This is a genomic window from Sporichthyaceae bacterium, from assembly GCA_036493475.1.
Classification (GTDB): Bacteria; Actinomycetota; Actinomycetes; order Sporichthyales; family Sporichthyaceae; genus DASQPJ01.
Genome location: DASXPS010000058.1, coordinates 1 through 11736 on the forward strand (window position 1 = coordinate 1; position 11736 = coordinate 11736).

At 69.6% G+C, this 11736-nt stretch carries 15 protein-coding genes; 8 read left to right on the forward strand and 7 right to left on the reverse strand.

Features of this window, described 5'->3' with window-relative positions:
• On the reverse strand, positions 1-212 hold a 212-nt coding region (locus tag VGJ14_06515; protein ID HEY2832060.1), incomplete at its 3' end, for a hypothetical protein.
• A gap of 289 nt (positions 213-501) precedes the next feature.
• Here VGJ14_06515 and VGJ14_06520 point away from each other — a divergent pair.
• The 3 genes from VGJ14_06520 (at position 502) to VGJ14_06530 (ending at position 3493) form a co-directional block, all read left to right on the forward strand.
• Positions 502-1110 carry a class F sortase gene (locus VGJ14_06520; GenBank protein ID HEY2832061.1) on the forward strand — a complete coding sequence of 203 codons (609 nt, stop codon included), beginning with the start codon at positions 502-504 and terminating at the stop codon, positions 1108-1110.
• 60 nt (positions 1111-1170) lie between these two features.
• A complete protein-coding gene (locus VGJ14_06525) occupies positions 1171-2139 on the forward strand; it encodes a PaaX family transcriptional regulator C-terminal domain-containing protein (GenBank protein HEY2832062.1) in 969 nt (322 codons plus the stop codon).
• A 100-nt stretch (positions 2140-2239) separates the two neighbouring features.
• Positions 2240-3493 carry a nitronate monooxygenase gene (locus tag VGJ14_06530; protein ID HEY2832063.1) on the forward strand — a complete coding sequence of 418 codons (1254 nt, stop codon included), beginning with the start codon at positions 2240-2242 and terminating at the stop codon, positions 3491-3493.
• Positions 3494-3499: 6 nt separating this feature from the next.
• On the opposite strand, the gene VGJ14_06535 is transcribed toward VGJ14_06530, so the two are convergent.
• Positions 3500-4516 carry a crotonase/enoyl-CoA hydratase family protein gene (locus VGJ14_06535; GenBank protein ID HEY2832064.1) on the reverse strand — a complete coding sequence of 339 codons (1017 nt, stop codon included), beginning with the start codon at positions 4514-4516 and terminating at the stop codon, positions 3500-3502.
• A gap of 70 nt (positions 4517-4586) precedes the next feature.
• Here VGJ14_06535 and VGJ14_06540 point away from each other — a divergent pair, with 70 nt between their 5' ends.
• On the forward strand, positions 4587-5576 hold the full coding sequence (locus VGJ14_06540) for a phosphotransferase (protein HEY2832065.1): 990 nt from the start codon (positions 4587-4589) through the stop codon (positions 5574-5576).
• Between the two features lie 121 nt (positions 5577-5697).
• Positions 5698-6351, forward strand: coding sequence for a transglycosylase SLT domain-containing protein (locus tag VGJ14_06545; GenBank protein HEY2832066.1), 654 nt, complete (start codon positions 5698-5700; stop codon positions 6349-6351).
• A gap of 2 nt (positions 6352-6353) precedes the next feature.
• Here the strand turns inward: VGJ14_06545 and VGJ14_06550 are convergent, their stop codons facing one another.
• The 3 genes from VGJ14_06550 to VGJ14_06560 are packed head-to-tail and all read right to left on the reverse strand — an operon-like array spanning position 6354 to position 8669.
• Entirely contained in the window at positions 6354-7157 is an 804-nt protein-coding gene (locus VGJ14_06550) for a MerR family DNA-binding transcriptional regulator (GenBank protein HEY2832067.1), read from the reverse strand.
• 14 nt (positions 7158-7171) lie between these two features.
• The gene (locus VGJ14_06555) at positions 7172-7630 is read right to left on the reverse strand and encodes a nuclear transport factor 2 family protein (GenBank protein HEY2832068.1); all 459 of its coding nucleotides are present in this window, start codon (positions 7628-7630) and stop codon (positions 7172-7174) included.
• 34 nt (positions 7631-7664) lie between these two features.
• Positions 7665-8669, reverse strand: coding sequence for a phosphotransferase family protein (locus VGJ14_06560; protein ID HEY2832069.1), 1005 nt, complete (start codon positions 8667-8669; stop codon positions 7665-7667).
• A gap of 126 nt (positions 8670-8795) precedes the next feature.
• On the opposite strand from VGJ14_06560, the gene VGJ14_06565 reads away from it, so the two are divergent.
• Positions 8796-9152 (forward strand): hypothetical protein, encoded by a 357-nt coding sequence (locus tag VGJ14_06565; GenBank protein ID HEY2832070.1) that lies wholly within the window; start codon positions 8796-8798, stop codon positions 9150-9152.
• A 20-nt stretch (positions 9153-9172) separates the two neighbouring features.
• On the opposite strand, the gene VGJ14_06570 is transcribed toward VGJ14_06565, so the two are convergent.
• Complete coding sequence (locus tag VGJ14_06570; GenBank protein HEY2832071.1) at positions 9173-9403, reverse strand: hypothetical protein; 231 nt, start codon at positions 9401-9403, stop codon at positions 9173-9175.
• A gap of 253 nt (positions 9404-9656) precedes the next feature.
• Here VGJ14_06570 and VGJ14_06575 point away from each other — a divergent pair, with 253 nt between their 5' ends.
• Both VGJ14_06575 and VGJ14_06580 read left to right on the forward strand, forming a co-directional pair.
• The gene (locus VGJ14_06575; protein ID HEY2832072.1) at positions 9657-9857 is read left to right on the forward strand and encodes a cold-shock protein; all 201 of its coding nucleotides are present in this window, start codon (positions 9657-9659) and stop codon (positions 9855-9857) included.
• A gap of 190 nt (positions 9858-10047) precedes the next feature.
• Positions 10048-10680 carry a hypothetical protein gene (locus VGJ14_06580; protein HEY2832073.1) on the forward strand — a complete coding sequence of 211 codons (633 nt, stop codon included), beginning with the start codon at positions 10048-10050 and terminating at the stop codon, positions 10678-10680.
• A 91-nt stretch (positions 10681-10771) separates the two neighbouring features.
• Here the strand turns inward: VGJ14_06580 and VGJ14_06585 are convergent, their stop codons facing one another.
• Positions 10772-11275, reverse strand: a complete 504-nt coding sequence (locus VGJ14_06585; protein HEY2832074.1) for a hypothetical protein — start codon at positions 11273-11275, stop codon at positions 10772-10774.
• Positions 11276-11736 lie beyond the last annotated feature (461 nt).

Consider the following 11736-nt stretch of genomic DNA (forward strand, 5'->3'; position numbering starts at 1 on the left):
CGGCGCAGCAACTGCTCGGCCACGGCCATCATGCCCAGCGCCATCTGCTCGTCGGTCACACCGGCTGCGGCGTAGGAGTCCCATACGGCGCCCGCGCTCTCGCCGGCGGCCCGGTGACCGCGCTCGCGCGCGTCCTCCACCGCTGTCAGCACGGCCAGGGCCGGCTCCGAGTACCAGTGCGGGTGCAGCCATTCGTATCGCGGGTCGTTCACGTCATCCTCATCCACGTCGTCTTTGAAGCGTCTCCCGGGTCTACCTCAATCCGGGCCTCGAGAATCCCGCCGGCGGGGTCGGGTGCGCGATGTTCACGCACCCCCCGAGAAGCGGACCTCGAGAGTTCACCAGTGTGCGCCGTCGACGCCCCGTCAGCCACCGATTTCGCAAATCACCACGGATGGGCCCAGCGAATCCGGACAGGTCGATCTTTGCCTGCGGCATGAACCCCGCCGCCCTATGGTCAAGGCGTATCGACCGGATGACGTAGCCGGGGGGGCAGTCGTCATGCAGAGCCGGGTTGCCGCGCGGGCAGCCGCAGTGGTCGTCCCGATTGTAGCGCTGGCCGTCGTGGTGGTGCGGTCCCAGGGCGGGTCCACCGCAATCGCCGAGACACCACTGCCGACCCCATCGCCGATGCCGACCTGCAGCACCGCGCTGGGCGCGCTGCTGCCGACCTCGGTGAGCATTCCCGGCGTGAACAACAAGATCACCGTCCTGCCGCTGCCGCGCGACTCGCACAACGTCCCCGGCACCCCGCCGCTGACCAACCTCGGCAAGACCGAGATGGCCTTCGACCTCGGCAGTGGCATCAAGCCGGGCGACTCGAGCGGTAACGCGCTGCTCAACGCGCACACCTGGCCGGACGGCAGTGCGCTGGGCAACAAACTGCTCGCGAAGCTGCAGAAGGGCGATCAAATCGTCGTGCACGGTGCCCTGGGCCAGGTCTGCTACCGGGTCAACGACCGGGTCGAGGTGCCCGCCGACGACAACGGCAAGCGCTACTTCGCCACCTCCGGCCAACCCCAGATCGCCCTCATCGTCTGCTCCGGCAAGCGCATCGGGCCGGGCGACTGGACAATGCGCACCATCTGGTACGCCTCACCCATCGCCTGAACACGGGGGCCGCACGTCGCGGCGGGCTACGCTCGGTGGCCCCCGACGGCAGGACCGCCGATGCCCTCAGCCCAGGACCGCGCCACCGCGCTGATCCGCCGATTCCGGCGCGAGCCGGACGCCAGCGCGCGCTCGCTGCTGGTCACCATCTTCGGCGACTCGGTGGTCCCGCACGGCGGGGAGATCTGGCTGGGCAGCCTGCTGCGGCTGGTCGAGCCACTGGGCATCAGCGAGCGGCTGGTACGCACCTCGGTGCAGCGCCTGGTGGCCGACGGTCTGCTGGTGACGCGCCGTCACGGCAGGCGCAGCTTCTACTCGGTCCCTCCGGCGGCCCGGCACGACTTCTGGGAGGCCGATCAGCGGATCTACCACCCGCGGGCGGGCACCCCGTGGGACGGGCGGTGGACGATCGTCATGGAGACACCGGCCCTGGGCGCTGCGGGTCGCGTGACGTTGCGTCAGCACTTGGCCTGGCTCGGTTTCTCCTCACTCGGCCCGTCGGTGCACGTGTGCCCGCTGGACCGCACTGACGAACTCTCCCAACTGTTGACCGACGCCGGCCTGGCCGCGCAGGTCGCCGTGTTGCGCGGCGAGCTCACCGCCGGCGGATTGGCCGATACCGACCTGGCACAGGTGATGACCACCCAACTGGCGGCCATCGATCCTGCGTGGCGTTCGTTCCTGCGTCACTTCGGCCCGATCGCGCAGGCCCTGGACGCCGCCGACGCCGAGGTGGACGCGGAGACCGCCTTCCTCACCCGCACGCTGCTGGTGCATGCCTATCGACGCGTGGTGCTGCGCGAGCCCGACCTGCCCGTCGAATTGTGGCCGAGAGAGTGGATCGGCGAACGGGCCTATGCCATCGCCGCCACCTGCTACCACGCGCTGTCCGCACCGGCCGACGTCCACCTATTGGCCGTGTGTCAGGTCGACGGCGCCCCACTGCCGCCACCGGAGGCGGTGTACGCAGCGCGCTACCCGGCCCCGACCGAGCCGGGCCGACATCTGTCCGTGGTGCCCGGCGCCTGATCCGCGCGGCGGGCCTCTTGACATGACACACCTCGGGCCGATTCGATACACAAATCCTGAGTCATAACGACTTGTGTGTGTCGTATTGCGCGGAGGCATCATGGCCGACATCGGTCGCAGGCGGATGCTCCAGTTGCTCGGCGGTGCCGGTCTCGGCGTGGGCGCGGGTCTGCTGAGCCCGGCCGCGGCGGGCGCCGCGACAGCACGGTCGAGCGATCCGCGGCACCCGGCGCCACTGGCCACCCGCCTGACCGAGGCCTACGGCGTGAAGTACCCGATCGTCCAGGCCGGGATGGCTTTCTACGCGACCCCCGAATTGGCGGCCGCGGTCACCAACGCCGGCGGTCTGGGGTGCCTGGGCCCGATCCCGGAGACGCCGGCCGGCCTGCGCAAGCAGATCCAACAGACCCGCGCGCTCACCAACGGCCCCTTCGGCGTGGACTTCGTGTACTTCCCACTGGCCAATGCCACCCTCTACGGCCCGGGCTACGAGTCCGACGGCGAGCACTACACCCGAACCCCGACGTGGTCGGTCAACGATATGCACATCGACGTCGCCGTCGAGGAGAAGGTCGATTTCGTCGTGTGGTTCTGGACCGCACCGGAGGCACGGTGGGTGAAGAAGCTGAAGGCGGCCGGCATCCCGCAATGGGCGCAGGTCGGCACGGTGCGCGGCGCGCTGGAGGCCGTGGAGTACGGCGCCGAGGTGATCATCGCCCAGGGCAAGCAGGGCGGCGGGCACCAGCGCGGCTTCCAGGACGGCGACCCGCGGTACCGCTCCGAACTGGTGCCACTGGTCCGCAAGGCAGTGCCGAAGAACGTGTTGGTGCTGGGCTCCGGTGGCATCGCGGACGGCCGCACGTTGGCCAACGCACTGTCCGAGGGGGCCGACGGTGCCTGGGTCGGCACCCGGTTCGCGGTCTGCGAGGAGTCCTTCGCGCACCCCGAATACATGAAGCGCGTGATCGCGGTGCAGGACGGCTGGAACGAGACCTCCATCGCGTCGATCTTCGGACCGGAGTTCCCACGCGCGCACACCCGGTCCATCGTGAACCGGGTGCTCAAGGAGTGGGAGGGCCGGGAGGATCAGATCCCGATGCCGCCGCCGCCCGAGCCGATCGTCGGCACTGCCCGCCTGATGCCGTGGACGGTCGAGGGTGGCATTCCCTATGCGATGCCGAAGTTCAGCGTGATCATCCCGACCCGCGGGTCGCAGGGCGACTTCGATGAGATGTGCCTGTTGGCCGGTGCGGAGAGCGCGGAGATCGTGAAGTCGGTGCAGCCGGCCGGGAAGATCGTCGCCGAGATGGCCGCGGACGCCGCCGCCATCCTGGCCACGAAGCACCGTCGATAGAGCGGCTCAGCGTTCGAACTGGGCGCGCTTGTGATCCCCGTACGGCTCATCGCGTTCCCGGACCGCCTCCCGGAAACCGACCTCCGCCGCACGCTGCTGGAACGCGTAGCCCTCCCGGGTGTGCCGGGAGATGCCGTCGAAGACCGTGCTGATCATCCCGGAGTTGGCCACGCCCTGCGCGTACAACGCCGAGTTCAGCGCGAGCTTGGCCATCATCAGCTGGTTCACCGGCATCCGGGCGATGCGTGCCACCAACGCCTCGGTGCGGGCGTCGAGTTCCGCGGCCGGGCAGGACTCCACCGCCAGGCCCCACTCCGCGGCCTGTTTGCCGCTGATGCAGTCCCCGGTGAACAGCAGTCGCTTGGCACGCTGATCCCCCAACCGGTGCGCCCACATCCCGGCCGCCGGGATACCCCACACCCGACACGGCGGGTATCCGATCTTGGTGTCGTCGGCACAGATGATCTGGTCGGCGAACAACGCGATGTCGGTGCCGCCGGCCACCGCGAACCCGTGCAGCTTCGCCACGGTCGGCTTGTTCGCGTGCAGCAGGCTGGCGAAACCCTTGTTGTAACGGCTGATCATCGCGTAGTCGATCATCGGGTCCCAGCCGGCCGACGGCTCGTGGTTGATCGCGTTCACCTGCGCGTCCAGCACCGTGCCGGTGATCTCGTCGACCTCGTCACCGGTGTGGAAACCGTGCTCGGCGAACATGTCCAGGTCGTAGCCACCGCAGAACCCCTTGCCCCGCCCGGACACCAGGATCACGTGCACCCGCGGATCCAGATCCGCCCGTTCCACCGCGTGCGTGAGATCGCGTGGGGTGTCCGGGGTGATCGTGTTGCCCTTCGCCGGCCGGTTGAAGGTGATGCGGGCGATCCGACCGTCGCGCTCGTAGGTGAGCGTGGCGTACTCCCGGTCGTGGTCCGGTGCGGGACGGCCGCGCCACGGGCTGTCCGGGGTCTCGGACCAGTTCTCGTACCACGCGGCTGCGCGCGTGCTCGGGGATTCGTCGTTCGCCACCGTGATTCCCTTCCGCGGAGGTTGATGCCTACCGCCTGCAAGGATTGCGGATGCCAACCGGAGGAGAGACATGGCACTGCCGCTCAGCGTCGATGAGGTCGATCCGTGGCTGCGTGAGGTCCTGGACGTCACCGAGGTGAAGCAAACCGGAATCATCTGGGGAACCGCGACCAAGGTGCTGGTCGAGGTGACCCGGGCGGACGGCACCTCCGCGCGACTGTGCGTGAAGGGCGGCTTCGTTCCGGAACTGCGGGCGGTGATGGCCGCGGGCTACCGCGCCGAGGCGCTGTTCTACCGCGATATCGCGCCGGACCTCGGCGCCGGGATCCCGCGCTGCCATTACGCCGCGGCCGATGAGGGTCAGGGCGTCGTGGTGCTGGACGATCTGACCGCGACCGGCGGGCGGGTCAACGATCCGCGCACGCCACTGACGGTGGATCAGGTCGCTGATGGGTTGCGGGTCATGGCCACCTGGCACGCGCGGACCGCGCCGGGGCCGGACTGGCTGCCCGCCGCGCCCTACTACCGCCCCATCGTGGACAGCCTGTTCGCGCCCGCGCACTGGGACGCCTACATCGGTCAGACCACGACCGGTCCGGTGCTCGACGTGTTCACCGACCGGGAGCGGCTCGCGCAGGTGTACGCCCGGTTGTGGACCTACCAGGACGGCCGGCCCGCCACCTTCGTGCACGGTGACGCCAACCCGACCAACGTGTACTTCGACGCCGAGGGCGCCACCCGCTTCCTGGACTGGCAGTTCGCCTGCCGCACCGACCCCTATCAGGACGTGACCGTGTTCCTGGTCGGGGCGTTGAGCATCGACGACCGCCGCGCTGCCGAGCGCGATTTGCTGATGGAGTACTCCGCCGCCCGCGGGTCCGGCGCGGAGTCCTTCGACGCCGCGTGGGATTCCTACCGGCACCACGCCATCTACGGCGCGGTGTACTGCCTGACGCCGGAAGAGATGCAGCCGGCCACCGTCCGGGCCCCGTTGGCCGATCGATACGCGCAGGCCACCCTCGACCTGGACACCCTTGCCCTCCTGGAGAAGGGCAGCTAGCCCCGTCGGGTCACCGGCTGACCGTCGCAGAGAACGGCGACTCGCACCCCACCGTCCTTCCCCGCAGCTAACCTGCTGTTCGGGCCGCCGGGTGATGCGCCGGCACGAGGATGGGGAGCCGGTGCACGGTTGGCATGCACGCGACGGGTGGCGTCGACTCGCCCCCCTGCTCGTGGCGCCGGCGCTGTTGGCCGGGTGCTCGAACCCGGCGGGCGACACGGCCGAGCCGACGCCGGCGGCGACCGCGTCACCGACGATCCGGGCCGCGGACACCCCCGACGCGAACGACCCGAGCACGCTGGGCGCCGCGGTGCGCAAGCACGCGAAGGCAGCCGGCGTAAACCCGGTGCTGGTCATGGCGATTCTTTTCAACGAGTCCTACAAACCGCACGACGCGACGTCCCAGCAACTGTGGCTGGCGTTGAACCCGGACGCCTCATTGGGCGTGGCGAACATGCACCGCGCCGCCTACGACGACACCAAGCGCGGTCGTGACTTCGCCGGGCGGGCCTGGGAGGACCTGGCCGAGGACGCCGACCTCGCCGTCGAGGCCGAGGCCTGGTACCTGCACGACCTGGCCGGGACGCTGCCCACCCGCCGGGCCGGCAGTCTGACCCGCGATGAACTGCTCGCCCTCGGCTACAACACCGGGCCGAGCAACATGCGGGCCTTCGCCCGCGGGGTGAGGCCCGGACCGATGGCGCAGACCTACCTCGACGAACTACACGACAACTGGGCCAAATCGGCCGCCGCGGTGGGCACGGCCGCGACCTGAGCTCAGTCCCGCAGCAGGATCGACAACCGGACCCCCGCGGTGGTTGCGGACGGATCGTCGGCCCGGGCCTCGTCGAGCGACAGGTATTCCTCGATCACCGGCGCCAGCGGACTCGCGTCGAGACGATCGATCTCCGCGAACAACGCGAGATAGGCCAACGACAGCGCATCCAGGCCGCCGCGGTGCACAGTGCTCACCGCAGGGCCGCCGGGCAGCACGACACTCGGCAGGCCTACCCCGCCGCCGTCCACGGGTGCGAACACGAACCCATCGACGACGTCCTCGAGGTCCAACGGAAAGGTCGCACCCCAGGTCCCGACACGGCGATGGCCGCTGCGCCGGATCTCGGTGCGTAGCTCCCCGATCGCCCGCAGCACGATCTCCTCCTGTTCCTCGAAGGGCGAGCGGAACTCACGCACCGCAACCTGACGCTCGATCAGGTCCGTGGTGATGACGCGATACCGAGCGGGCGCCTCGGCGGCCAGCAGGGTGTCCACCTCGGCGAGCCGGCGGCGGCCGCGTTCCAGTTCGCCGTTGATCCGCCGGCGCTCGCGCAACAGGGCGGCCGACGCCGCGTCACCGCCGGCCAGAATTTCTGCGATCTGCTGCGGTGCGACCGCGAGTGCGCGTAACCGCGCGATCAGCTCCGCGGTCGGCAGCTGATCGGCGCGGTAGCGGCGGTATCCGCTGGCCCCGTCCACGGCCGCGGGCGCGAGCAGCCCGATCCGGTCGTAGTAGCGCAACGTCGAGATCGGCAGCCGGCAGCGCTGGGCGAACTCGCCGATCAGCAACTCGGCGGCGTCCACCCGCGCAGCATGCCTCATACCCCGGCGGACGCCGCGTCGAGAATCCGCACTGTGCTGCGCCGAGCCACGATCGCGGCGACTTTCTCCGGCGCGATGCCCTGGGCGTGCAGCGTGGCGGCCCGATCGAAGAACTCGCGGTAGCGGCAGCAGCGACCGTCCCGCAGCTCCAACCAGGACACGCCGGGCAGGATCAACCGGCGGCCGCCGCCGGACGGAACCGAGTCGGAGACGGTGTAGTCGAACTCCCATTCCGCGACGAGCGCCTGCGGGGTGGACAGCGTTCGGGTGACCGTCCAGATGTGGACCGCTGACTCGGCGAAGGTCCGGGAGAACATGTCGCGCAGGGCGTCGTGGCCGACAAAGTCGCCGTAGAAGATGTCGCGGTAGTCGATGTCGTCGGTGAAATAGTCGAGAACGCCCTCGAGATCGCGGGTGTTGTGGGCGGTCAGGAAGCGATGCATCAATGTCGTCATGACCGAGATCCTCGACCCTGAAGTCGGGTGAGGGTCAACCGGTGATCTCGTGGGCCTGCTCCAGCAGGGCCCGCCCGTTGCGGCCGAGCCGCTCCCCCACCTCCGCCGTGGTCAGCCCGGCCAGCATCCGGGCATAGGACCCCTCCAGAATGATGCCGAGCCGATAGCAGGCCAGCACCACGAACCAGGTCACGTCGGTGACGTCACGCCCGGATTGCTCGGCGTACCGCTCGATGATCACCTCCTGCTCGGGCAGGTAGGGCAGCTCCAGCCGGGCGACCGTGGACTCCCGGGCGGGCCAGGTGGCCAGCATGTGCCCGAGGTCGAGCAACGGGTCGCCGACCGTGGCGAGCTCCCAATCCACGAAGGCCGCCAGTTCCGGGGCGTCCCGGCGGATCAGCACGTTCGCGAAGTGCACGTCGCCGTGTAACAGGCCGGCGCGCCAGGTGCGCGGCCGGTTCGCGTCCAGCCAGTGCGCGACCCGGTCCAGGTGCGGCAGCGACGGGCCGGGATAGTTCGCGATGTCGGCGTAGGAGTCCAGCTGTCGGCGCCACCGGGCCACCTGGCGCTCCAGCCAGCCCTCGGCCCGCCCGAAATCCGTCAACCCGCGCGCGGCCAGGTCGACCCGGCTCAGCGCCGCGATGCCGTCGACCATCGACAGCCCGAGCCGGTACTGCCACTGCGGGTCGGTGCCGAGCCGCTCGGGCATTTCCTCGGCCGGGTTCACCCCGTCCACCGGCTCCATCAGGTAGAACGCCGCGCCGAGCACGTCGGTGTGCGGGCAGGCCGCGATCAGCCCGGGGTGCGGGACGTCGGTGCCGGCCAGTGCCGCCAACACCCGTGCCTCCCGGCGCATGGTCTCGTCGCTGTTGGCGCGTTTGTGCTCCGGCGGTCGGCGCAGCACGTAGTCGCGGCCCGCGCGGTGAAAGCGCAGCAGGATGTTCTGGGTGCCGCCGGTCAGCCCCACCACGTCGGTGATCTCGCCCGAGCCGAGCTCCTGGCCGTCCATCCAGGCGGCCAGCCGCTGCAGGTCCACCACAGGCCCTCCGAAGTGGATTCAACCGTTCGGTTGAGGAGTCATCGACCGGTCGCCGGATACCCCCGGACCGCCGACTACTCAAGCATGAGGAGTCCGAATTACGACGAATTGAGGCGGGGCAACACGATGAAGGTCGGCAGACAGGGCGCCATCCCGAGGCCGCGCACCGAGGCCCGGATCGACCCGCTCTTCAGCAATTTGACGCTGTGGAGCGACGGCCTGGTGCGCATGGAGCGCACTGCCCCGGTCGATGTCGAGGAGCTGGTGGCGGTCGCCGCCGACCACGTGGCGGCCGATCTGCAGCTGCGCGTCCGGCGCCTGCGGGACACCCGTGAGCCTTTCCCCACCAACCCCTACCGCCTCTCAGATGAGCTGCTGGACTCCGGGAAGCTGCCGTTCCTGCCGAAGAATCGCGACGCGGGTCGGGAGCTGCTGGCCCGGCTGTACCGCGACGCCCTGCACCGCGCGCTGGGCAGCCGGTAGCCCCGCGGGTCGGGCTGCGCCTAGAGAAGCGCGATTTTGGGGTTGGGCAGGGCGATCCGGCGGGTCTCGGCCCCGAAGTTCACGATGATCTCGCGAGTGCCATTCACGCTCAGCACCGTGCCGAGGCCGTACTTGTCGTGGCTGACCCGATCGTCGACGGCGAACACCTCCGGGACCACCGTCTCAACGACCCGGGGCTTGAAGGGGCTGGTGGACAGGTGGCGCGCGGGGCGGGGGCTAGAGGTGCTCACGGCTCTAGTGTCGCAGGCCGGGCGCCTCAGCGCCGGCCGCGCCGCTCATTCTCGTCCTGCCGATCCGGTCGCCGGTGCCCGTACCGGGCGGACGTGCTACCGTCCCGCAGGTTGCACATTTGCGATTCCACGCCGTTTCGACGTGCGCGGATTTGTGTAACCGCAGGGCGCATACCGCATCGATCCACGACGTAGCCCAGCTTGCCCACCGGGGCGATGCCACTGAGCGTCCGATGCAGGCAGGGAAAACAACATGCCCCAGGGCACTGTGAAGTGGTTCAACGGCGAGAAGGGCTTCGGCTTCATCGCCGTCGAGGGCCAGCCGGACGTCTTCGTGCACTACTCCGCGATCAACGCGAGCGGGTACCGCTCGCTGGAGGAGAACCAGCGCGTCGAACTGGACATTGTCCAGGGCCAGAAAGGCCCACAGGCGGAGAACGTCCGCCCGATCTGACGTCACCGCACGGCGTCCTCGCCTCGCCCGGGCTTCGGCGCGGCCGGGCGGGGACGCCGGCAGCGGTGAATCAGCCGTTCAGATGACTGGGGACCACCCGGTCGGCTGATGGTCGGACCGTGCGCGTTTGCGTCCAACGACCATGTATATCCCTCGCTCGCCCCTGCGCAGGCGGGCTCCGCTGATCGCCGTGGCCGTTGCCGCGATCGCCGGTGGCGGTGCCATGGGCATCACGCAGCTCTCCGGTAGCAGCGCTGCCGTTGCTGCCGTGCCCGCCGCTGCGTCGCCCGCGGGCAGCCCGATCGTGGTGGTGCCGTCGCTGCCCATCCCGGAGGTCACTGCGACCCCCACACCCACCGATGCCGTGCCCACCGGCTGGGAGATCCCTGACACCGGCGATGCCACCTCCGCGCCGGTCGAGTCCAGCACACCCAAGCCGACGCAGAAGCCCACGCCAAAGCACACCCCGAGCCCGACGCCGAAGCCGACCACCACGCGCACCCCGTCGCCGAAGCCGACCACCACGCCCACCCCACGTGCGCCCACGTGCACGGATGATGCGGGCCAGACCTACAAGATCGGTGACACGGTCTGGGGTCCTTACGACAGCAACGGGCACCGCATCCAGCACGTGTGCAGTGCGACGACCCCCGGCGCGGCCGATTGGACGTCCGTCCCGCCCCAGGCCCCACAGGGCTCGTGCACCACGGAGGACAGCCCTGAGAAGCTGGCTGACGGCTACACCTACTACTGCGTCGGCGGGACGTGGTCGAGCACCCCGCCGCCGTCGACACCCGGACCCGGAGACGGCCCCCGCCCGTGACGACCGCGGCGAGGCCCGGTTGATAGGGCTGCCGCAACCGCGTCCTGGGCTAGTCCGACTGACCGCCGGATCGGCGCTCAGGGCTTCGGCTTTAGTGACCCATGCCCATGCCGGGCATGCTGTGGTCGTGGCGTTGGGCCGCGAAATACCTGTGAATGGCCTCGACCTGCGCAGGGTCGTCGCTGCGGAAGGCGATCCGCCCACCGGTCGGCAGCTGCGAGTAGGTGATCTGCATCCGGTCGGCGCCGGATTGCATCTGCGCCAAGCCGGGCATGTCCGCTCCGTGCATCGCGGCGGGGTCGCTGAAGTCACCGGCGGTGAACTGCCCGGCGATCCTGCTCAGGTGGGCGCGGATGGCGGCGATGTCGCTCGCGTCGTCCGGGCTGTCGGCCACCACCTCCTGAATCCCGCCGTCAGCGGTGTCGGTGAACGAGTGCACGGTCTTGCTCAGATCGAACCCCATCATTGCGGTCGCCTTCGCCACCATCGCCGAGCCCGACGAGTCCCCTGAACCGTGCGCGTGCGCGATCAGCACCCCACCGATGCCGCCCGCGAGGACCGCAGCCGCACCGAAGATCAGGACGCGCCGCCGCACACGTGTCCGGCCGGGCCCGGATCTCGTAGGGAGCACCTGGGTCATGCCGCACCTTCCGCCGGCCGGCCCGGCCACGCATCACGCCGCCTTGGGCGGCCACGTACCCAGGCCATAGCAAATCAGAGCTGCCCAATTTGAATTGGCCCACAAACACCAGGACTGCAGTGTACGTCTCGGCTCTTGCCTCTCTGGGGCGACCACATCCCGTCCGACGATGCCGGGGCGGATGAGGCAACGCCGCGGCCGAGTACAGCTAGCGCTGTGGCTACTGCGCGCGGGCTACCAGTCGTTGACCCTCGCGAACGTTGTGACGTGGCTCCGGGGGTGCCTATAGAGGCGGTAGTCCTGCAGCTTCGCGGATGTCCTGCATAGTCAGCATGAAGGCGTCTTCGTGATGACCCGGGAACGGTTCAAAGTCCTTGCGGCGATACCACTCCGCAGCCGTGGTATTGAGCGCACGA